Annotated in this window: 21 protein-coding genes; 8 read left to right on the forward strand and 13 right to left on the reverse strand. The window is 61.9% G+C overall.

Features of this window, described 5'->3' with window-relative positions:
* Positions 1 to 79: 79 nt before the first annotated feature.
* Genes AC0L4C_RS06445 through AC0L4C_RS06455 form a run of 3 tightly spaced genes read right to left on the reverse strand, consistent with a single transcriptional unit; the run spans position 80 to position 3,260 of the window.
* Positions 80 to 1,210, reverse strand: coding sequence for an ABC transporter substrate-binding protein (locus tag AC0L4C_RS06445; RefSeq protein WP_473402800.1), 1,131 nt, complete (start codon positions 1,208 to 1,210; stop codon positions 80 to 82).
* Positions 1,207 to 2,523 carry a sensor histidine kinase gene (locus tag AC0L4C_RS06450; RefSeq protein ID WP_473402801.1) on the reverse strand — a complete coding sequence of 439 codons (1,317 nt, stop codon included), beginning with the start codon at positions 2,521 to 2,523 and terminating at the stop codon, positions 1,207 to 1,209. The genes AC0L4C_RS06445 and AC0L4C_RS06450 overlap by 4 nt, the downstream gene beginning before the upstream one ends.
* 59 nt (positions 2,524 to 2,582) lie before the next feature.
* On the reverse strand, positions 2,583 to 3,260 hold the full coding sequence (locus AC0L4C_RS06455) for a response regulator (protein ID WP_473402802.1): 678 nt from the start codon (positions 3,258 to 3,260) through the stop codon (positions 2,583 to 2,585).
* 102 nt (positions 3,261 to 3,362) lie between these two features.
* On the opposite strand from AC0L4C_RS06455, the gene AC0L4C_RS06460 reads away from it, so the two are divergent.
* From AC0L4C_RS06460 to AC0L4C_RS06470, 3 genes are all read left to right on the forward strand, one after another.
* Positions 3,363 to 4,349 (forward strand): Bug family tripartite tricarboxylate transporter substrate binding protein, encoded by a 987-nt coding sequence (locus AC0L4C_RS06460; protein ID WP_473402803.1) that lies wholly within the window; start codon positions 3,363 to 3,365, stop codon positions 4,347 to 4,349.
* An 89-nt stretch (positions 4,350 to 4,438) separates the two neighbouring features.
* A complete protein-coding gene (locus AC0L4C_RS06465; protein WP_473402804.1) occupies positions 4,439 to 4,870 on the forward strand; it encodes a tripartite tricarboxylate transporter TctB family protein in 432 nt (143 codons plus the stop codon).
* Between the two features lies 1 nt (position 4,871).
* A complete protein-coding gene (locus AC0L4C_RS06470; RefSeq protein ID WP_473402805.1) occupies positions 4,872 to 6,392 on the forward strand; it encodes a tripartite tricarboxylate transporter permease in 1,521 nt (506 codons plus the stop codon).
* A gap of 355 nt (positions 6,393 to 6,747) precedes the next feature.
* On the opposite strand, the gene AC0L4C_RS06475 is transcribed toward AC0L4C_RS06470, so the two are convergent.
* The 4 genes from AC0L4C_RS06475 to AC0L4C_RS06490 all read right to left on the reverse strand — a co-directional run bounded on the left by AC0L4C_RS06475 (position 6,748) and on the right by AC0L4C_RS06490 (position 10,705).
* Positions 6,748 to 7,059, reverse strand: coding sequence for a hypothetical protein (locus AC0L4C_RS06475; RefSeq protein ID WP_473402806.1), 312 nt, complete (start codon positions 7,057 to 7,059; stop codon positions 6,748 to 6,750).
* Positions 7,056 to 7,973 (reverse strand): FAD:protein FMN transferase, encoded by a 918-nt coding sequence (locus AC0L4C_RS06480; protein WP_473402807.1) that lies wholly within the window; start codon positions 7,971 to 7,973, stop codon positions 7,056 to 7,058. Before AC0L4C_RS06480 ends, AC0L4C_RS06475 begins: the two co-directional genes overlap by 4 nt.
* Positions 7,974 to 8,034: 61 nt before the next feature.
* A complete protein-coding gene (locus AC0L4C_RS06485; RefSeq protein ID WP_473402808.1) occupies positions 8,035 to 10,227 on the reverse strand; it encodes a PepSY domain-containing protein in 2,193 nt (730 codons plus the stop codon).
* 10 nt (positions 10,228 to 10,237) lie between these two features.
* On the reverse strand, positions 10,238 to 10,705 hold the full coding sequence (locus AC0L4C_RS06490) for a DUF2271 domain-containing protein (protein WP_473402809.1): 468 nt from the start codon (positions 10,703 to 10,705) through the stop codon (positions 10,238 to 10,240).
* A 136-nt stretch (positions 10,706 to 10,841) separates the two neighbouring features.
* Here AC0L4C_RS06490 and AC0L4C_RS06495 point away from each other — a divergent pair, with 136 nt between their 5' ends.
* Genes AC0L4C_RS06495 through AC0L4C_RS06505 form a run of 3 tightly spaced genes read left to right on the forward strand, consistent with a single transcriptional unit; the run spans position 10,842 to position 13,627 of the window.
* Positions 10,842 to 11,498, forward strand: coding sequence for a response regulator transcription factor (locus tag AC0L4C_RS06495; RefSeq protein WP_473402811.1), 657 nt, complete (start codon positions 10,842 to 10,844; stop codon positions 11,496 to 11,498).
* Complete coding sequence (locus tag AC0L4C_RS06500) at positions 11,495 to 12,874, forward strand: sensor histidine kinase (protein ID WP_473402812.1); 1,380 nt, start codon at positions 11,495 to 11,497, stop codon at positions 12,872 to 12,874. The genes AC0L4C_RS06495 and AC0L4C_RS06500 overlap by 4 nt, the downstream gene beginning before the upstream one ends.
* Before the next feature lie 45 nt (positions 12,875 to 12,919).
* Positions 12,920 to 13,627 carry a VIT1/CCC1 transporter family protein gene (locus AC0L4C_RS06505; protein WP_473402813.1) on the forward strand — a complete coding sequence of 236 codons (708 nt, stop codon included), beginning with the start codon at positions 12,920 to 12,922 and terminating at the stop codon, positions 13,625 to 13,627.
* 527 nt (positions 13,628 to 14,154) lie between these two features.
* Here the strand turns inward: AC0L4C_RS06505 and AC0L4C_RS06510 are convergent.
* The 5 genes from AC0L4C_RS06510 to AC0L4C_RS06530 form a co-directional block, all read right to left on the reverse strand.
* The gene (locus tag AC0L4C_RS06510; RefSeq protein WP_473402814.1) at positions 14,155 to 15,012 is read right to left on the reverse strand and encodes an AAA family ATPase; all 858 of its coding nucleotides are present in this window, start codon (positions 15,010 to 15,012) and stop codon (positions 14,155 to 14,157) included.
* The gene (locus AC0L4C_RS06515; protein ID WP_473402815.1) at positions 15,002 to 15,349 is read right to left on the reverse strand and encodes a hypothetical protein; all 348 of its coding nucleotides are present in this window, start codon (positions 15,347 to 15,349) and stop codon (positions 15,002 to 15,004) included. The genes AC0L4C_RS06510 and AC0L4C_RS06515 overlap by 11 nt, the downstream gene beginning before the upstream one ends.
* Complete coding sequence (locus AC0L4C_RS06520; RefSeq protein ID WP_473403467.1) at positions 15,346 to 15,492, reverse strand: helix-turn-helix domain-containing protein; 147 nt, start codon at positions 15,490 to 15,492, stop codon at positions 15,346 to 15,348. Before AC0L4C_RS06520 ends, AC0L4C_RS06515 begins: the two co-directional genes overlap by 4 nt.
* 140 nt (positions 15,493 to 15,632) lie before the next feature.
* Positions 15,633 to 16,421, reverse strand: coding sequence for a tyrosine-type recombinase/integrase (locus AC0L4C_RS06525; protein ID WP_473402816.1), 789 nt, complete (start codon positions 16,419 to 16,421; stop codon positions 15,633 to 15,635).
* Positions 16,327 to 16,830: an Arm DNA-binding domain-containing protein gene (locus tag AC0L4C_RS06530; RefSeq protein ID WP_473402817.1), complete on the reverse strand. Its 504-nt coding sequence runs from the start codon at positions 16,828 to 16,830 to the stop codon at positions 16,327 to 16,329. The genes AC0L4C_RS06525 and AC0L4C_RS06530 overlap by 95 nt, the downstream gene beginning before the upstream one ends.
* Before the next feature lie 347 nt (positions 16,831 to 17,177).
* On the opposite strand from AC0L4C_RS06530, the gene AC0L4C_RS06535 reads away from it, so the two are divergent.
* Positions 17,178 to 17,696: a DUF488 domain-containing protein gene (locus tag AC0L4C_RS06535; RefSeq protein WP_473402818.1), complete on the forward strand. Its 519-nt coding sequence runs from the start codon at positions 17,178 to 17,180 to the stop codon at positions 17,694 to 17,696.
* On the forward strand, positions 17,614 to 18,393 hold the full coding sequence (locus tag AC0L4C_RS06540; protein WP_473402819.1) for a hypothetical protein: 780 nt from the start codon (positions 17,614 to 17,616) through the stop codon (positions 18,391 to 18,393). The genes AC0L4C_RS06535 and AC0L4C_RS06540 overlap by 83 nt, the downstream gene beginning before the upstream one ends.
* A gap of 215 nt (positions 18,394 to 18,608) precedes the next feature.
* On the opposite strand, the gene AC0L4C_RS06545 is transcribed toward AC0L4C_RS06540, so the two are convergent.
* The gene (locus AC0L4C_RS06545; protein WP_473402820.1) at positions 18,609 to 19,364 is read right to left on the reverse strand and encodes an SDR family NAD(P)-dependent oxidoreductase; all 756 of its coding nucleotides are present in this window, start codon (positions 19,362 to 19,364) and stop codon (positions 18,609 to 18,611) included.
* Positions 19,365 to 19,454: the final 90 nt, after the last annotated feature.

Consider the following 19,454-nt stretch of genomic DNA (forward strand, 5'->3'; position numbering starts at 1 on the left):
CCAAAAACACCTTAACTCGGTGTCCTCAAAACCGGCAGCAGCTCATGAGGACGTTTTCGTCACAACGCCAACGCCCCGCCTAGTTCGAACTCTCGACCGCTCCTAGCTCAAAGAAATGGCTGGAGACCACAGATTTGCTTTTCTCAATATCAGTATCGGTTGGGAGGGCGGCCCGCCACTGCTCCAGAAACAGGCGGCGTTTTGCCTGATCCAGTCCAACCAGCAATGCTGGTGTAAAGGGAACTGGCCGAAGCGACTGAGGGTCGCTGCCACCAAATTGACCGATGGCAAACAGATCGTCGGCGCCGTTCACCGGCGAGAACAGGCGGGATGACCCGGCGAGCAGATTGGTGCCCTCGGGTGAGTAGAGAAAATCCAGGAATGCCTTTGCCATTTCTGGATTTTGTCCGTGGCGCGACACGAACGCCGCTCGAGAGAGCACCAGGGTGTAGTCGCTTGGCAGAACGACACCAATTCTCGGATCGTCTTCCGCCTTCGCCAGCGCATAGGACCCCAGCACGTTGTAGCCAATCAGCAGCCGGCCATCTGCCACGCGGTCGAGGATTTCAGCAGTGCAGCAGAATAACTGGACTGAGTTGCGTCCCAAGCTTTCGACCAGACGCCCCCAGGTGGTGGCCTGCGTCGCGTCCTGGAAGGCCAGCAGGTAACCCACGCCTGAGGTCTCGATGTCGTAGGTCCCGACCTTGCCGCTGAACTCGGAACCATCGCGCAACAGATCGATAAGGTCAAAGCGGCTCGACGGTGCAGCACGGGTAGCAAACGCTGCGCGGTTGTAGACGATCACCGCAGGCTCGAACGTCAGTCCGAAGAGTTCGTCCCGCCACTGCGCCCAATCTGGCAGTCGCCCCGGCGCGACATCTCCCACTGCCAGTCCGCAGCCATCATTGACCAGTTTGAGTTGCTGGTCAACCGACGAACTGATCACGAGGTCGGCTACGTAGGTTTCGCTCTCGCATCCAGCGGCCACCAGACCATTGAGTTCATTGGTGGTGACCTCGTCATAGGTGATCGACACGTCCGGCCACAGCTCCTGAAAAGCCGCCACAATGGGTGCGAACACAGCCAGGTCCGTCGTGCTTTCGATGCGCAAGGCTCGCGCCTCGCTTCTGAGGGCCGGAAAGTCAGTCTCGGCCGCTGTGGCCACGGTCGATGAGAGGACCAGCAGCCCGATTGCAAGCGGGCGGATCATCGAACAACCGCAGGAAACTGCAGGCCGATTTCGAAACCGCCATCGGCAGGCTGGTGCAGGAGAAGGTTCGCGCCATGAGACGCTGCCACCGCCGCCGCAATCGATAGACCCAACCCCGCGCTTTCCGGACTGATGCCATCAGCGGTGAAGCGCTCCCCGATCCGCGTTCTGACTTTGGCGGGAATGCCCGCGCCGCAATCGTGAACCGTCACGCAGGCGACACCGGCCAAATCCTTGCGCACCTTGATGCGAATGGGCGCAACGCCGTGCTTGATTGCGTTGTTGAGGAGGTTCTTCAGGGCCTCGCGCAGCCCGATCAGGTCGCCCATCACCATCACCTCCTCGTCTGGCAAATCCATCTCCACGGGCTGCGTACCCATGGCGCGCAATTCCCGCTCTGCCTCCAGCGCCGCGCGACGGAGATCCACGGACTCGAGCGGGATGGTTTCGGCGCGATGCGAGATCAGCGCCTGACTGAGCAACTGGTCTGCCAGTCGCCCAAGGCCGACGCTGCGCGCATAGATGCGTCGGTGCAAACGCTCGAGCTTTCTCGGGTCGGTCTCGTCGAGCGCCAACTGCGCCTGCGCTCGCAACGCTGTGATCGGCGTGCGAATTTGGTGAGCCGCATCAGCGACGAAATTCTGCATCGCGTCGAGCCGGCGCTGCAATCGTCCCATGAACCGGTTGACCGCTTCGAGCAGCACCGCAACCTCGGCCGGGGCGGGGACGTCGATAGGCGACAGATCGTTGACGTTGCGCGTCAGGATGGCCTGCTCCACTCGCGCCAGGGGACGCAGCGCAATGCGCACGATCACGATGGCCAGCAGGACAAGTGCGATGCCTGCGGCCGCGATGGTACCGACGGCCTGGGTGACGATCTGATTGGCCAGGGCTCCCCGCTCCTCCAGCGTCTGGGCGACGAGGATGCGCACCGAACCGCTAACCCCTCGCTCCGCCAGCCTGCGGGTCAGAAACGCGACGCGCACCGAGGCGCCCTTGTACGCGGCGTTGTATACCGCGAAATCTCCCGGATCTCGCACCGGCAGCGGCAGGTCCTCGTAGCCCGTGATCGTCGCGCCATTTGGACCGATGACGCGATAATATACCCGGTCTGACCTTGCCAGAGACAGCAGTTCGAAGGCGGACACCGGCAGGTCGACCACAGCATCGCCATCCGCCACGGTGACTCGTTCGGCAATCTGCAGGGCAGCGCCGCGCAACAGCCGGTCAAAGGCCTGGTCGGCGGCGGCTTCGCCGAAGCGATTGGCGGCAGCGAGTGTGCCAAAGATGACCAGCGCGAGAATTGTCGCCATGGCCAGCCCCAGGCGGTAGGCGATCGAAGCCGTAGGGCGGGATGTGAGGACCTGCACGTTCAAGGGCGGCCGCCGGTCGTCTTGGCCTGATACCCGAGGCCGCGAAGCGTCTTGATCTGCAGATCGGCATCGCCAAGCTTGCGGCGGAGCCGTGCCACATAGACCTCGATGGCATTCAGGCCAGCCTCTCCGGTAAGGCCGAAGAGCCTCGAATAGAGCTCGTCCTTGTCCAGCACGCGATCAAGATTTTGCAGAAAGGCTTCCAGGAGCACAAATTCGCGGCGCGTCAGGTCCACCTGTTGCCCGCTGACCACCACGGTCCGGCTGGCGAAATTGCAGCTCAAATTTCCGGCCTCGAATGCCGATTCGCTGGACCCGTGCTGTCGTCGCGTAATAGCGCGGGCGCGGGCCTCAAGCTCTCGCAGATCAAAAGGTTTGACGAGATAGTCGTCAGCCCCGAAATCGAGCGCGTCGATCTTGTCATCGACCTGCAGACGTGCCGTCAGGATGAGGACCGGCACGCTATCCTTTCTGGTTCGCAGGTGGCGAAGAAACGCCATGCCGGATCCGTCGGGCAGGTTGATGTCCAGGATGACCAGGTCATACGGATCAAGGCTGGCAAAGTGCTCGGCGTCGGCCAGTGTCGCGGCATGATCGCAGACATCACCACGGCGCCCAAAATGCGACAGGATCGCATCGGCCACATCCTCCGTGTCCTCCACGACAAGGATTCTCACTTTCTCTCCTCCCGGACCGTGACAGCTTGGTGACAGTTTGGCGGCCTAAGGTCGACGACATTCGCACGGAAAACGTGCGTGAGGAAACTCTGGGAGGACTTCATGAGAAAGCTCGTTGCGGCTGGAGCCGCTGCGCTTATCGCTGCCTTCGCCTTTGTTGGCGCACCGTCGGCCTTTGAGCCGACAAACACTGAATGCATCGCCCCGGCCGGCGCTGGCGGCGGCTGGGATTTCACCTGCCGACAGATCGGCAAGGCACTCTATGACCAGAAGATCATCCCCAATCCCATGCAGGTGACTAACCTGGCGGGTGGCGGTGGCGGTGTTGCCTTTGCCGAAGTCGTTGCCAAGCACGACACGGATGACAATCTGATCGTCGCCGCCTCCTCGGCGACATCGACCCGCCTGGCTCAGGGCGCCTTTCCCGGTGCCAACATGGATCAGGTCAAGTGGGTCGGCGCCGTCGGCGCTGATTACGGCATTATCGCCGTGGCCAAGGATTCGCCGATCAGTTCGCTGCCCGAGTTGTTCGATGCCATCAAGGCGGATCCCGGTTCGATCGCCTTCGCCGGTGGCTCGGCCGTCGGTGGTTGGGATCACCTCAAAGTGCTGATCGCCGCCAAGGCGGCTGGTATCGATGACGCCCGCACCATCAAGTACGTTGCTTTCGAAGGCGGTGGCGAAGCCGTCACTCAACTGCTCGGCGGGCACGTTCAGGCCTTCACCGGAGACATTTCGGAAGCCAAGGGTTTCTCGGACTCCGGCGATATCCGGATCCTCGCCGTCCTCGCGAAGGACCGCCTGCCGGGAGACGACTTCAAGAGCTTTCCCACTGCCATGGAGCAGGGCATTGACGCAGTAGGTGCCAACTGGCGCGGCTTCTATGCCCCGGGCAATATCAGCGACGACGCCTACGCCTTCTGGGTTGATGCGATCAAGAAGATTTACGACAGCGCCGAGTGGAAGGAGACGATGGCTTCCAATGGCCTGATGCCGCTTGAGAGTTCGGGCGCCGAGTTCCAGACCTTCGTCAAAGGTCAGATCGACGATACCGAAAGGCTCAGCCGCGAAATCGGCATTCTGCAGTAGTCTGATGGTATCCCGGCCGGCAATCTGCCGGCCGGGCGTATCCTCGCTGGTGTTGTGTCCAGCGTTAGCGACAGCGGGTGGGAACTCCGATGAGTGACAGAATTCTGGGCGGAGCCTGCGTGGTTCTTGCGGCGCTCTATATCCTCTTTTCAACTCAGATTCAGATCGGTTTCATGTCTGATCCGCTGGGTCCGCAGGCTTTCCCTATCTTGATCGGTGTCGTGCTCGGTGGCGCCGGACTCTATCCACTGCTGCGGCCCGACCCCGAACCCGCGTGGCCGGCCTTTGGCCGCGTCCTGGAGATCGTCTTCGCCGTCGCCGTAATGGTTGCCTATACCTACGCGCTCCCGATTGTTGGCTTCGTCATTTCCACCTCGTTCGCAGCCGGGCTGCTCAGTTGGCGCCTCGGTGCAACGCCGTTGAAAGCCGCGATTGCGGGTGTCTCCATAGCGGTGGGCATTTTCGTCATCTTCCGCCTGATCCTGAAACTGTCGCTCGCAATCGGACCGTGGGGTTTCTGATATGGACGTCTTTGCAAGTCTCGTAGACGGTTTCGCGGTTGCCCTGACCTGGCAGAACCTCGGTCTCGCGTTGATCGGTTGTGTTCTCGGTACGATGATCGGGGCATTGCCCGGTCTTGGCCCGTCCAATGGCGTCGCCATTCTCATTCCCCTGGCATTCACATTGGGTCTGCCGGCCGCTCCGGCCCTCATCCTTTTGACCTCGGTTTATTACGGCGCCATGTATGGCGGCCGCATCTCATCGATCCTGCTCAATATTCCGGGCGACGAGCCAGCCCTTATGACGACGCTCGACGGCTATCCGATGACTCAGAAGGGGCAGGCAGGTGAGGCGATGGCACTCTCCGGGATAGCGTCCTTCATCGGCGCGTTCGTCGCCACCTGGGGCCTGGTCTTCCTCGCACCGCAACTCGTCAAGGTAGCCCTGCTGTTCGGTCCTGCCGAGTATTTCGCGCTCTTTACCCTGGCTTTCGCCACGCTCGGCGGCGTGGCGGCCAAAAATCAGGCCAAGGCCGCCATTGGCGCCGCGCTCGGACTTGGCATCGCCATGATTGGCGTTGACCACCAGACAGGCGTGCCGCGTCTCACGTTCGGCAACATCCATCTCTACGACGGCATCAGCTTCCTCGTTGCCATCGTCGGACTTTTCGCCATTTCGGAAGTCCTGCTGTTCCTCGAACATGCAACCGGCAAGGCTCCCGAAGGCGCCCACACCAAGTTGGCCCGCGTTACTGTGCCGCTCAAGATGCTCAAGCAATCCAGCGGCGCCATCACGCGCGGCACCATCATCGGTTTCCTGGCCGGGGTGTTGCCTGGCGCCGGTGCCTCGATCGGCTCGTTTATCGCCTACACGGTAGAAAAGCGCGTCAGCAACAAGAACGACACATTCGGCAAAGGCGACCCGCGTGGCGTAGCCGCTCCCGAGGCAGCAAACAACGCCTCGGCTGGCGGCGCGCTGATTCCGATGCTGGCGCTCGGCGTGCCAGGCTCCGGCACCACGGCAGTGCTACTTGCCATGCTGCTGGCACTCAACATCACCCCGGGACCACTGCTTTTCACCCAGAACCCCGACGTGGTCTGGGGACTGATCGCGGCGCTGTTCATCGCCAACATACTGCTGCTGCTGCTGAACGTCCCGATGGTCGGGTTCTTTGTGCGGGTCCTGCAGATCCCGTCGAAATACCTCATGCCCGGCGTGGCCATGATCTCCTTTGTCGGCATTTACGGGATTTCGGGCTCCACCTTCGACCTCACAGTCATGATCATTTTCGGGGTTGTCGGCTACGTCCTGCGCAAGCTCGATGTGCCTTTGGTGCCCGTGATCCTTGGCATCCTGCTCGGCAATGAAATGGAAAAGAACCTGCGGCGGGCATTGACGATCTCCGATGGCAGCCTCGACATCCTCTGGGGATCGCCGTTAGCCATCGGCATCTGGTGTCTGGCGATATTCGGAGTGCTTGCACCCTTGCTGTTCGGACGGTTCATGCGACGCCCCAAGGCCCCAGACAGCACCAGCCCTTGATTCGCGGTTTCCCACTCGCTTGGCCTCTGCTCTCAGGCCGTTGGCGAATGCGTGAAGCAAACCAGAAGTTCTATCTCGAGTGGTCGCGCAGACTCCCGCGCGGCTGCCAGCAGCATTTGCGCAGGGCGCATTGAAACAGGGGGGGACCTGAGTCCCTGAGGTTCTTGAAGCTCACCCCGATGCCCTGGCGCTGCAGCACTACGTGGAAGCGTCGACGGCCGAACCGCCGGCGCTCCGAGGCGACGGCCTTCATGGCTGCCGCAGTTCCAAGTCCGGTGCCCAAGTGCTTCAATACTGACGCTCGTTCGAGCGATTGATCTCGAGAGCTTCACACGCCCGCCGCTGGCTCATCTGTTCAGTCCCGATCATCGTCGCGGTCGTCCTCATCGTCGGCGTCATGGTGGCGACCTTGATCGTCGTCGTGGTGCTTTCCCGATGCCCTCATCGCCGATGCGGCAAGATCGGCTTCGGTGCAGAGCACGGTTCCGGTCACGCGACCGCTGGGTAGCATAAAGGTGCCCTCCGTTTCGCTGCCGACGCCGGCAGTGCGGCAGTGATTGTATATGAGGTCGGATGTGAGTTGGGCGCGGATGTCGGTCGCTGAGGCGGGCAGTGTCACGCCCAGGCCGCACAAGGCGATGGCTAGTCGGATAGTCGGTATGCTCATGGTTGGTTCTCCTGTGTTGAGAGGGGTCGTCTGGCTTCGTCCGAAGTGCCGTCGCGCGGCCGTTCAATGAACAGGGCCTCGAGTCCCAGTTGTGATGCGATGTCTCCGCCCGCGGCCGGTCCCAAGACGAGCAGAGCGGTGGCCCAGGCGTCGGCCGCCATGCAGGTCTCGGCGAGTACGGTGACAGCGGCTGGTCCGTTGGAGAGCGGCTCCTGCCGACGGGGGTCGATGGTATGTGCATAGCGAACGCCGTCGATATCGACGAAATGCCGATAGTCGCCCGACGTGGCGACGGCGCCATCGGTTAGTTCGAGGACGCCCTCTGCCTCGCGGCTGCCAACGTTTGGCTTCTCAACGGCGACACGCCACGGCGTGCCGTCCGGCTTGCCACCCGACGCGCGGAGCTCGCCATCGATCGAAACGAGGAAGTGGCCGATACCGTGCGCGTGCAGCACGTGGGCAAGTTCGTCCACACCGAAGCCCTTGGCGATACCGGAGAGATCGAGGGTGATCTCGCTCCTCCTGCGCACCCGACCCTGCGCCGGATCGAGGTCGAGACAGAGATGTGCTGGCAGCCCGGAACTGGCCTTTGCGACAGGGGCTCGTACGTGGCTGCCTGCCGCGTGACCGCTGCCAAAACCCCAGGCCGAAATCAGGTCGCCGACGCCGATGTCGAAGGCGCCACCCGACAGACGACCAATCTCAAGGGCGGCAGACAGCACAGTGCAGAACTGCGTTGGGATGTCGAACCACCTACCGGTCGGGGCGCGGTTGAGCCGCATCAGGTCTGAATCAGGCTTCCAGGTGGACATTTGGTCGTCGACCGCATCGACCGCTGCCAGCAGCGCGTGGCCGAGTTCGGTGGGATCGTCGCCCCCCGGGGCGTAGAACACGGCGGAATAGCGCGTGCCCATCGTCGCGCCACTAATGACGTGCCGGTGGAGCAAACCGGGTGTCGCGGTCGGGCTGGATCGATCAGTACGCATCTTCGAGATACCGCCCGCTCTGCTTGAGGCCGTCGGTGGAGAGCCCCAGCGGCGCCAGACAGGCGTCGATCGCCTCTCGCACGCCTCTGGCCATGTCACGCCCGCCGCAGACCATGATCTGGGCGCCCTGGCCGACAAGGCGGCGCAGCGTTTCGGCTTCTCCAAGCAGTCGCGTCTGCACGTAATCGCCACCAATGACGCGAGAAAAGCTGGTGTGCAGCGATGTGAGGCGGCCGTCTCGAAGGGCACTCTGCAGGTCGTCGCGATAGAGGAAATCAGATGCCGGATCGCGGCCACCGAAAAACAGATGCACGGGCCGGTGCGTGCGGTTCTGGCGAACGAAGCCGGCCAGTGGAGCCACCCCGGCCCCGGCTCCGATCAGGACTAGCGGCCGGCGCCCCAGACTGGGCCTGAAATCTGGGTTGGGTCGGATAAAGCTCTCGATCTCGTCGCCGGGCGACAGCGCGTGAAGAAATTCCGAGCTCAGCCCGCCTGACTGCTTGCGTACGCAGATTTCGAGGACGCCATCCCGCGATGCCGTCGCGAGGGAATAGTAGCGCGGCACATCGCTACCGGGCGGCACAATGCCGACCAGGTCGCCAACCTCGAAATGCGGCAGCCGGCGGCCAAGCCAGGTCCGCTTGCCCTGAGTGGCGGCGAAGCGGAGAATCACGACAGGTGCCTGCACTTCCATGCCATAGACGGCCCGTTCGGCCAGCACGAGGCTGCGGGTCGGTGGCAGAACGGGGACATGGTTGAGTGCCAACGGCAGGCCAAGCTGTTCGCCGAGCAGGTTGCCCCATGCTGCGAAATGCCCGGCCGACTGGCGGTCGACGCCATAGAGCGGGAGCAGGCGGGCAAAGCCCTTGGCGTCGAGAGCGGCATCGACGTCGGCGGCATAGCCGCAGAAGCGTGCAAAGCTCTGGTCGCCGAACCCCAGCACGGCGAATTCCATGCTGGATCCGAGGCGCTCGAGGCGGGCGAGGAACTGGCGGGCGGAGGCCGGCGCGGCGCCGTCGCCATAGGTGGCGGCCAGCACGATCAGCCGGGTGGCGGCGGGATAGCGTCGGCGCAGATCGTTCATGGCGGCAACATGGACACGCCGTCCCTGCTGCCGAAGGGCACCGTGCAGGGTCGCGGCAAAGCCCCAGGTGCTGCCGGCCTCACTGCCGACCAGCACGATCGTATCGGCTTCACTCCACGGCGCGCTGCCGGCGATGCGCGGCGTGTTGCGGTGGCGCGTCCACCAGATGATCGTGCCCGTGACTGCAAGCAGAGGTACGGTCAGCGCCGCCAGCCCGACGACGAGCGCAAGCATCGGCGCACCCTGACCGGTATGCAGCAGGTAGACGAACTCGTAGACCTGCTGCCACGCGTCATTGGGCGCGAACGAGAGCATTGCGCCGGTGCCCTGGTCGACATAGCCCTGTCCGGCGTTGGTGGTCACGGTGAAGACGTCTGTCACATCCCCGACCGCCGGAAAGCTCAGCTCGCGCAGCTCGGCGAACGGGATGGAGGCGAGGGCGCCGAGGGACTCGATGGGCTCCGGAGGATCGCCCGCGCTTGCTGGGGGGAACGAGAATGCCTGCGCGGTGCCCTCGGGCAAGAGCTCGAAATAGATCGCGGCCATATAGGTACCAGTCATCGAGGTCAGAAGCAGAACGAGCACCCCGATACGCGCCAGGTCGGTATGCAGCCGCTGCGATCCTCTGCCACGCGACTTGGTGAAGAGCTTGCGCCAACCACCCAGCTTGGCGACCAGCAGCAGCAGGCCACTGGCTGACAGGGCAACAATGGCGAGCGCGGAAACGCCGGCCATGCCGTGCCCGAAGCTGCCCAGCAAGAATGAGCGATGCAGGTCGGTGAAAAAGCTGAAAAAGGCCGAGGGCTCATAGGCGCCCTTCACCGCGCCAGTCTCGGGGTCGATGACGAGGGCGCTGCGGATCCCACCCTCCATCGCATAGGCGACGAGCTTGCCCGAGGCCGAGCGGACCAGTCGCTCTACGCCGGGCAAGTTCTGCGCCACCTGTTGGGCAACTGTCGCCACGCTGGGGTTTCCGGCCGCAGGAAGACGCGTCACTGCATCGGCAAGCGGTTGCAGCGAAAGGACAAACCCGGTCGCTGCCATGAAGACGACGAGCACCGCGCCTATAAGGCCCGCGAACGAATGGAAGCTGCGCATGGGAAACCTGCTAGCGACCAACAGTGATGGTGTTCACATAGCCGCTGCCGGTCTCCATTGCCGGCGCAGACGTGAGCGCGATCACCGCATCGTCGGCATACTGACCGCCATTCTCGACGGCGGTGTCCACATGGATCGTGTAGCCGGCATCGAGAAGCGTGTCGGCCAGGGCGGCTTGAACCGTGAGCGTCTCGCCGCCGCCAACGCTGGCGCCGGTGATGCCGTCGAGACTGAGCGATCCGCCACTGGAGGCCGCACGGGCCCAGCCGCGCAGGTCGCCGTAGTATTTCGACTTATGTCCCGAGACCCATAGCGTCGAGTTGTAGCTGCCATCCGGATTGGCGAGGTATATTGCAAGGTATGCGGCGTGGCCCGAGTACTGTACCAGGGACGTTTGAATGGTGACCTCTGCGGCCGTCGCGATACCGGGAGATATCAGTGCGGTTGCCAGCATCAGCATGGCGACGAGTTTCTTCATTCCTTGGCACTCCTGTTCTTTCGTCCGATGCCGCACTTGCATCATGCCAAGCTGACGAGAGGCTGAAGAGCGGTCGGTTTCTTGTTCAGTCTGGTGTCAGGTTCAGGCACTATTGGTCTGCCTGGGAGCATCAAGCTTGAGAGTCCTGCTGATCGAAGATGACCATGTGCTGGGAGGCGCTATCCGCGACCATGTGCTGTCCAGCGGGCACGCGGTCGATTGGATGCAGCGGCTCGATGATGCGCGTCTGTCTCTCGCGAGCGTTCGGTACGAACTGGTGCTGCTCGATCTCAACCTGCCTGACGGCCGCGGCCTCGACTTGTTGAGGAGCTTGCGGGCGGAAGGCAACACCGTGCCGGTTATCATTACCACGGCGCAAGATCAGATCGCCGTGCGGATCGAGGGACTGAACTCGGGAGCGGACGACTACCTCGTCAAGCCGTTCGACTTGTCCGAGATGGGAGCGCGCATTGCAGCAGTTGCACGCCGCTACGGCGGCAGCCCCGCACCCGAGATCACCGCGGCCGGGGTGACTGTCGATCTGGGCAGACGGACAGCTGTGGTCAACGGCGAGAAAGCCAGCCTCACGGCACGTGAATGGGCCGTGCTCGAACGGCTGCTGGCTCGGCGCGGCGGGGTCGTTACCAAGTCCGAGATAGAGGACTCGCTCTACGCCTTTGGCGCCGAGGTGGAGAGCAATGCCGTCGAAGTCTATGTAAGCCGGCTTCGCAAGAAACTTGGCAGGAACTTCGTCCAGACCATCCGTGGTCTTGGCTACCGGGTGAACGCGTGAAGCGGCGTCCATCGATTGCCCTCCGCCTTGCCTTCGGCCTGACCGGCGGTATGGCGCTGTTGTGGGTCGCCGCGGCCGGCATTTCCGTCGGTGTCATGCAACACGAACTCAACGAGGCCTATGACGACAGCCTGCAGCAAAGTGCGCAGCGACTGCTGCCCCTGGCCGTGCACGATCTGCGCGAACAGCGCGGGAGCCGCCGCCTGATCGTCAGCGATGACGACGATGATGCGGGGGACGGCGATAACAAACTGCTGGCCAGGCCGACGCCGCACGACCCCGCCTTTACCTACATCGTACAGGATCGAACCGGGGAGGTTGTCCTGCGCGATGAGCACTCCAGTGAGATTTCCCTTCCGGATGACCTCCCCAACGGGTTCGCGGACATCGCCGGCCAACGTACGTTCGGCCTTGCTGATCCGCGCACTGGCTTTTCTATCCTCGTGGTAGAGACCAGTGACCGTCGCCTGAACGGCCTGCGCGACAGCATCGCCGCGTTGGGCCTGCCCCTTCTCGCCCTTTTGCCGCTGATGGCCGGTGGGATTTGGTTGGCCATGCGCCTGGCACTGCGGCCGCTCGAGTTGCTGCGCAGAGACATCAGCCAGCGCGATAGTCGCAATCTGCAACCGCTCAGGTCCGACGGGCATCCGGCAGAGCTCGCCCCCATTGCCGAAGCGGTCGGGGCCCTTCTGTCCCGGCTGAAGTCAGCGCTCGACGCCGAGCGCTCGTTTGCTGCGCGGAGCGCCCACGAGCTGCGAACTCCGATTGCGGGAGCCCTCGCCCAGACGCAGCAGCTGGCCGCAGAGCTTGGAAGCGGACCTGGTTCAAGCCGCTTGCGGGAGATCGAGGCAGCGCTCAAGCGCCTCTCCACGTTGTCGGAAAAGCTGCTGCAAATGGCCCGTATCGAGGCAGGTTTTGCCAAGCTCGACCGTGAGGTCGACCTGCTGCCGGTGCTGACTATGGTGGTCGCGGACATCAATGCCAGCAGCACCTGGCGTGGACGAGTCCACTTCGACGGCGGACCGGCGAGCCTGGTGGCGCCCATCGATCCGGATGCCTTCGCCATAGCGGTTCGCAATCTTGTCGAGAATGCCCTCAAGCACGGCGAACAAGACTGCCCGGTGCTCGTGCGCGTCGACGATGCCGCGACAGTGCGTATCCGCAATGCCGGCGCCGTGGTCGAAGGAGCCGAACTGGCTCGCCTCGGTCAGCCCTTTGTGCGCGGAGCAACCACGGCCGATGGCAGTGGCCTCGGCCTCTCCATCGCCGGCTCGATCCTCGAGCAGGCCGGCGGAACGCTCGTGCTAAGCTCTCCTGCCCCTGGAGCCGCTGACGGCTTCGAGGCGGCAATGGTGCTTCCCAACGTTCGACACTGAGCAGCGACCCCATCAGAGGACACAGCACTTTGCTGTGAAACGACCATGCATCTTCCCTATCAGTCCGCCCACCAAGAGCTCCACTTCATCAACCGATCGGGATGGTTGCGTGCGGCAGTGCTCGGGGCCAATGACGGCATCGTCTCGGTCTCGTCGCTGATCGTTGGTGTCGCAGCTGCTGTTCCGGGACCTGGCGCCATTCTGATCGCGGGCGTCGCGGGGCTTGCCGCCGGAGCAATGTCGATGGCGGCAGGTGAATATGTGTCGGTCAGCTCCCAATCCGATATCGAGCGGGCAGACGTCTCGCGCGAAAGGCAGGCCTTGATTGACACTCCCGCCGAGGAAGAAGCCGAACTCGCCTCCATTTATCAATCGCGCGGACTATCACCGGCAACAGCGGCTCTGGTGGCAAGAGAGCTGACCGAAAAGGATGCCTTGGGCGCCCACGTGAGGGACGAGCTTGGCCTCTCCGATCTCCACACCGCCAACCCGCTGCAAGCGGCACTGGCCTCGGGCCTGACCTTTACAATCGCCGCGGCCCTGCCGCTGATCGCCGCCGTGTTGGCGCCTGCCGGCACGACCATTCCGGTTGTTGTCGTGACCACGCTCATCTGTCTGGCAGGGCTTGGGGCGCTTGGCGCTCGGGCCGGTGGCGCGCCACTGCTGCGGCCGACCGCGCGAGTGCTCTTCTGGGGTGCTGCCGCGATGGCCATTACGGCGGGTGTCGGTCGCCTTTTTGGGGTCAGCGTCTAGCGTACTCCGAGGGTTCGCTTTGGGCCATAAGCCGCCGTTGAGGCCTCCGCGGGACTAGTGGTCCTGATACTAGACACCGGACAGAACAACACCCCTCTGGGGCGTTGTCTGTCTGTCCGTCGTCAGATTGGTGAGACAAATGAAGACATGAAGCATTTGTCGTTGTCTGTCCTCAGCTAAGTTGCCATACCCACTCTACGCCCGCGGCGGTCTCTGTAGAGAAGTCTGCCGGCAGGTTGTCGATGGCACGACGGAATGCCTTCATGGCGCTAGCCTTCTGCGTGGGCCCGTCGTCCTCTCCCGTTACCTTTCGTCGGAGGTATTCCTCCCGAAACGAATTGATCCTGACAGCTTTCACGTTTGGGCCGCGGCTGTTGAGTTGATGCATCTCTCCGCTATCGAGCGATGCACATTCGAACGCTTCACGGAATAGGCGCAGTGCCGCGGTTGCCGGCCGGCCCCTAGTCTTGGGCGCGATTCAGGTTTGCCCAATCGCGCACGAGTAGAAGGTTTCGCCGTAGCGGTTCTCACCCATTTGCATTTCGACGAGGTCGAAGCCTGAGAGAGGTCCCTCTTGTCCAGTTCGAACTCTTGGCAATGGCGATAGATCGGTCCTTGCAGGTTCCCGAGATTTCATCCCGCGTTGCCAAGACCGAGATTACGGCATCAGCGCCCGCCCGGTACGCAGAGGCGCCGCGCAATCCAGTCTCGGATGACTTCCCGTAGTGGTGAACCACCATCACCAAAGTGCCAGTCTTGGCTGCCATGCCAGCCAGGCTACGCATGACTGCCGCCGCTTCGCCGTTGGCATTCTCATCCTTGATTGAGAATGCCGCCGCCAAGGTATCAACAATGACCAGGCCGAGCGCGCAGCGGTGCCGATCTCGGAAGTGGCTGTCGATCGAATTGAGCGTCCGGATCAGGTCTTCCATCTGCTGTGGGTTGGTAAGGTCCCCGGCGAGCTTGACGCGCGCGATGGGCAGCTGTGGACCGGCTGCTCGATGCCTACGTGCCGCTTCAAAGCGCGTCCCGAGTGTGCTGGCTCCTTCTGCCGCCACGTACGCGACCCCAACCTTTGTTCGGACCTTGCGTCCGAAGAACGGCTGTTGGGTGGCGAGACACAGGGCAAGGTCTACTGCGATGAATGTCTTGCCTGCCCCTGATTGGCCGCCTAGGAACGCGATGCCTTCAGTTGGAAGCATGCCTTGGACCAACTCCGGTGGATCGTCTAGTGACGCCTCTCCATCGAAGACGACGCCCTCGAGAGCGAACGAAGGAGCGATTTGTACGATCGAAGGTGTGTCGCTGGTTGAATCACCCCAGTCGACGCACACAGCATCGGGAGGCGTATTGCGCGTGAACCAGTCCGGAGGGTCAAATGTCACGCATGGGCCTCATACCGATGTATTTTTCCCAGAGACGATCGACGAACGTCTGCATCCGGTAGAGGTACCCAATCGCTAACTCCACAGTGTTTCCTGGCACCTTAGGGCGCTCGTTCGTGTAGTTGCGCGATACGTCGACATCACGAAGTGCGAGATCGAGCACCTTCAAATTGAAGTGGGCCTGGAGAAATGTGCGGCGCTCCGCGGCGGTCAGAGGCGCGAATTCGTATAGATGGTCGATCTCACAAGCGAGATCCTCCACGTCCTTGCAGTTAAAGACCCTGCGCCAGTCCCGGCCACAAAAGGAATGAGGAAATTTCTGACTGAAGCGGTTCATTTGCCGACTACCGGCAGATTTCGGAGGAAGACCAGGAGGTCTTCATGGAGAACCAGAGTTCTCCGCCCGAATTTCCGTGCTGGCAGGGCACCAGAGCTGATCTGGCTGTAAAGGTGAGTGCGGCCAACACTCAGCATTTCCATCAGAGTGGGAATGGAGTGGGCAATGGCAATGACTTCGTTTACGGCGCTTAGGTCTTCCAAGACGAGGTCTCCTTGTTACGAGACCTCCCAAGTGCACCACAGATAGTTTGTTTGAAAACTCGCCCGCGCACCTTGCCGGATCAGGCCACCTTCGTGCGGCCGAGCACGTAGTCGGCCCACGCCTGCATGAGACCAAGCCTCTTCTTCAAAGCATCACCACGCCTGTACGCACGTTCGGTCTCGTCTCCAAACACGTGCGCCAGCGCGGCCTCGGCAATCTCCCGCGGATATTCTGTTTCTTCTGACACCCAGTCACGGAACGCAGACCGGAACCCATGCACAGTGAAATGCCCCTGCTTCAGTCTCCGCATCGCCATGGTGAGCGCCATGACAGAAAGGCCTGAGCTCTTTTTCGTGCCTGGGAACACGAACTCTTCACCGGCCGTGTCCTCTCTGGCACGCAGCAGTGCGATGTCCTCAAGGATCAGCTTCATGGCGTCTGTGAGTGGTACGCGGTGCTCGCGCCCAGCTTTCATGCGCGAGGCAGGGACAGTCCAGACGTTGCTCTCCAGGTCGAACTCTTTCCAGCGCGCGCCCATTACTTCACCGGAGCGGGCCGCGGTCAGGACAGTGAAAGCCAAAGCGCATGCTGAAGACGAGCTGAGGGCCTTCAGTCGGCCGAAGAAAGCTGGCACATCCGAATATGCCATCGCGGCATGATGCCCGCGGGCGAGCTTCTGGCGCTTCGGTAGAAGGGCATCAAGGTGTCCCTTCCAGCGGGCCGGGTTTTCGCCCTCGCGCAGGCCTTTGGCTTTTGCAGCATCCAGAACCCGTTCAATTCGTCCCCGAATGCGGGACGCCGTCTCCTGCTTCGTCAACCAAATCGGCTCCAGAACCCCAATCACGTTCTGGGTGGAAATCTCGGACACCAGTTCTGTACGGAGCAGGCCGCAATACCTGTCGCCTAGAAGTCATCTTCCACTGGGCGATGTGCTTTTCATTACGGAAGCCACTCGCAAGTAAGTCGGCGAGATCGTCGGCAAACTCACCGAATGTCGGTACCACTCGGTCCGGGACTTTAGCCGCCAGCGGGTCTAGGCCCGCCTGCAGCGCCTTCCTCGCGCGTTCGGCGAGGTCACGCGCATCGGCAAGTGAAACGTCCCGAGCAGACCCCAGACCCATTTCTCTCTGTCGTCCGCCCAGGCGAAACATGAAAACCCAACGACGGCGGCCGTCGGCTGACACGTTGAGGTAGAGCCCACCTCCGTCGCTGTGCCTGCCGGCCTCCTTTATGGATTGTACGGCACGAGCCGTAAGCTTGTTTAGAGGGCGGGCCATCGTGATTTCCTGGGCTCAGGGCGACTTACGGCCCCAGCAGTGGCCCTAGCACGAGGAGTGTCTCGTGGCGAACAAATACGAATGCCAATGAACTATGCCTCATCCGGAGCGACGATAAATGTTTCACAATCAGTATGTTGTGTGGATACCTCCGATCAGTCATGAACGCCGGCGGATTGAGATATAGCGGACTCCCTCTCCGCCACTATCATTCGACACATCCAACTATTTGATTTGCATCGAAAAATTCTCACGTTCACGTCGGTGCCGACGCAGGTGCCCAATAATTAAGTCTTGCGACAGCAATTTGCCGCAGAATGGTGACCGGTGCAGACAGGGATTGATACGTGGCGGTAGTCTTCAACATTGGATACGAAGGTACTGATATCGGGCGGTTCATCGCGACCCTCAAGGCAGTCGGAATAGAATGTCTCGTCGATGTCAGGGCGGTACCCCAATCTCGGAAGAAGGGGTTCTCCAAAAAGAGCCTCTCCCTCGCGTTGGAAGAGGCCGGTATTCGCTACGTCCATATGGTCGCACTGGGAGATCCAAAAGAGGGACGTGACGCTGCCCGGGCCGGCGATTACTCTGCCTTTAGACGGATATACAGTGGGCATCTCGAAGAACCAACCAGCCAGCAGGCCTTGGTGGCGTTGACGGAGCTGGCGGATAGCGAAATATCGTGCATGCTGTGCTTTGAACGTGATCCCAATACTTGCCATCGTAGTATAGTTGCTGAAAAACTTGTGGCCAAAGGTCACGAGTCGTTTGAGCTGTTTGGCGATGATCCCGGAAGATACGAGCGGCACAGTTCAAAGCTCCCGCGTAGTCATTCTCGTCAAGGCGCTGCCGCAACCGAGCACTAAGCATCAAGAGACGGTGTGCTGTGCCGGTGTCACGGCCGAAGGCGCTTGGAAACGACTTTATCCTGTACGGTTCAGGCAGCTTACCAGCGATGCCGCCTTTGGGCGTTGGAATTGGGTAGATTTCCGCTATCGGCGTGCAACGAGTGATCCGCGCATCGAAAGTTGCAGGGTTCATGAGGACAGCATCGTAATATCGGGGGAGCTACCCAAGGTGGAGCGCCCGCGCTTCCTGGACAAGGTCTTTGTGTCTTCCTCCAAGGAGGCCGAGGGGAGAGGACAAAGTCTGGCCCTCGTCCGCCCGCGCAACACCCGTTTTCTTTGGCGAGAGAAGTCAAAGTCCGAGTTGGATTCAGAGCGGGAGCGCTTCAAAGCAGTAACGAGGCAGGGCTCGTTCTTGGACCGAGAACTGGCAGCGATAGAACCGACCCCTTATGAGTTTCGATTCAAGTTTGAAGACGACGCCGGAGAGCATGATTGCGAGAACGGCGACTGGGAGGCGCATGCTATGTTTGCGAACTGGTCGCGCGGCAGCACCGCAACTGAGGCTCTCAGAATGATGTCTGACAAGTTCAACGAAGAGTACCCAAAGCTTGGAATGGCCTTCGCAATGGGCACGCTTGCAAAGTGGCCTAACATATGGACGCTTTTGGGGGTCATTCGGGTAGATCCAACAGTGCAGGGCGACTTGTTCCAGTAGGCGGGGGGCGACATTGTCCGCCCTTCGGCTCCGCAGCAGCAGGTTACTTGCTGCCGTGGGGAGCCGAGCAAAGAGTGACGATTGCCTCGCTCGATAACTTGTGGTCATCCAGCTGCTTTTCTACCTCCTTCGCGTCCCCAAAGTCGTCAGAACTCGCTAGTACAACAGCGAACCCGTGAACTGCGTCTCTATTGACAGAGTGTAGACCGGCGGGATCAGGTCAAGCCGGCGTCGACGAGGAAATTCGTACCGGTGCATCCGGCGCTTTCGTCGGAGGCGAGGAACAGTGCCATGCGGGCGACATGGGTAGGATCGAGGAGCACCTTGATGGACTGGTTCTCGAGGATACGCTCGTTGCTGCCCGGCTTTCGCCAGAGCGTATTCTGGCGCTCGGTGGCGATGGCGCCGGGGACGATGCAGTTGACGCGGATGCCGCTTGGGCCGAGCTCGCGCGCCAGCGTCCGGGTCAGGCCGTTGATGGCGGCCTTCGCGGTCGTGTAGCCGACCATGTTCGGCTGACTGCGCATCCATGAAATGGAGCCGAACATGATGATCGAGCCGCCGCCTGCCTCCGCCATCAGGGGGGTGACCGCCTGGGTCGCGAAGAACTGGTGATCGAGGTTGAGTGCCAGGGTCCGGCGCCAGTAGTCGGGCTCGACCTCGGACATGGCGTGGCGGTCGTCGCGGGCGGCATTGTTGACCAGCACCTGGATCGCGCCCGTCTCGGCTTCGATCTCCGCAATCACGGCGCGAAGACGCGCAATGTCTGTTATGTCGCAAAGATGAAACCTGGCGCCGGTCTCGGCAGCAGTCGCTTGGCCGCCGGCTTCGTCGATATCGACGAAGGCCACGTGGGCTCCCTGGCTGGCGAAGGCGCGCACCATTTCCTGCCCGATCCCGGAGGCGCCGCCGGTGATCAGGACATGTCTGCCCGCGAGGGAGTTGTAGCGCACAGTATCGTAGGTCGTCATCGGAGGCTCCAGTAAGGTCGTCAATGCGCGGAGTCGGCGCGATGTTGGAAGGTCTTCTCCCGCAGCGTCCGCAGTGAGTAGCACCGAGCC

This window comes from Devosia sp. J20-27 (assembly GCF_055808595.1).

Bases quoted from the DNA above. Each gene is read 5' to 3' on its own strand.
- AC0L4C_RS06465 (WP_473402804.1), top strand. From the start codon at position 4,439: ATGAGTGACAGAATTCTGGGCGGAGCCTGCGTGGTTCTTGCGGCGCTC.
- AC0L4C_RS06445 (WP_473402800.1), bottom strand. From the start codon at position 1,210: ATGATCCGCCCGCTTGCAATCGGGCTGCTGGTCCTCTCATCGACCGTG.
- AC0L4C_RS06490 (WP_473402809.1), bottom strand. From the start codon at position 10,705: ATGAAGAAACTCGTCGCCATGCTGATGCTGGCAACCGCACTGATATCT.
- AC0L4C_RS06485 (WP_473402808.1), bottom strand. From the start codon at position 10,227: ATGCGCAGCTTCCATTCGTTCGCGGGCCTTATAGGCGCGGTGCTCGTC.
- AC0L4C_RS06480 (WP_473402807.1), bottom strand. From the start codon at position 7,973: ATGGGCACGCGCTATTCCGCCGTGTTCTACGCCCCGGGGGGCGACGAT.
- AC0L4C_RS06505 (WP_473402813.1), top strand. From the start codon at position 12,920: ATGCATCTTCCCTATCAGTCCGCCCACCAAGAGCTCCACTTCATCAAC.
- AC0L4C_RS06470 (WP_473402805.1), top strand. From the start codon at position 4,872: ATGGACGTCTTTGCAAGTCTCGTAGACGGTTTCGCGGTTGCCCTGACC.
- AC0L4C_RS06450 (WP_473402801.1), bottom strand. From the start codon at position 2,523: ATGGCGACAATTCTCGCGCTGGTCATCTTTGGCACACTCGCTGCCGCC.
- AC0L4C_RS06545 (WP_473402820.1), bottom strand. From the start codon at position 19,364: ATGACGACCTACGATACTGTGCGCTACAACTCCCTCGCGGGCAGACAT.
- AC0L4C_RS06520 (WP_473403467.1), bottom strand. From the start codon at position 15,492: ATGGAAATGCTGAGTGTTGGCCGCACTCACCTTTACAGCCAGATCAGC.
- AC0L4C_RS06530 (WP_473402817.1), bottom strand. From the start codon at position 16,830: ATGGCCCGCCCTCTAAACAAGCTTACGGCTCGTGCCGTACAATCCATA.
- AC0L4C_RS06540 (WP_473402819.1), top strand. From the start codon at position 17,614: ATGATCCCGGAAGATACGAGCGGCACAGTTCAAAGCTCCCGCGTAGTC.
- AC0L4C_RS06475 (WP_473402806.1), bottom strand. From the start codon at position 7,059: ATGAGCATACCGACTATCCGACTAGCCATCGCCTTGTGCGGCCTGGGC.
- AC0L4C_RS06515 (WP_473402815.1), bottom strand. From the start codon at position 15,349: ATGAACCGCTTCAGTCAGAAATTTCCTCATTCCTTTTGTGGCCGGGAC.
- AC0L4C_RS06460 (WP_473402803.1), top strand. From the start codon at position 3,363: ATGAGAAAGCTCGTTGCGGCTGGAGCCGCTGCGCTTATCGCTGCCTTC.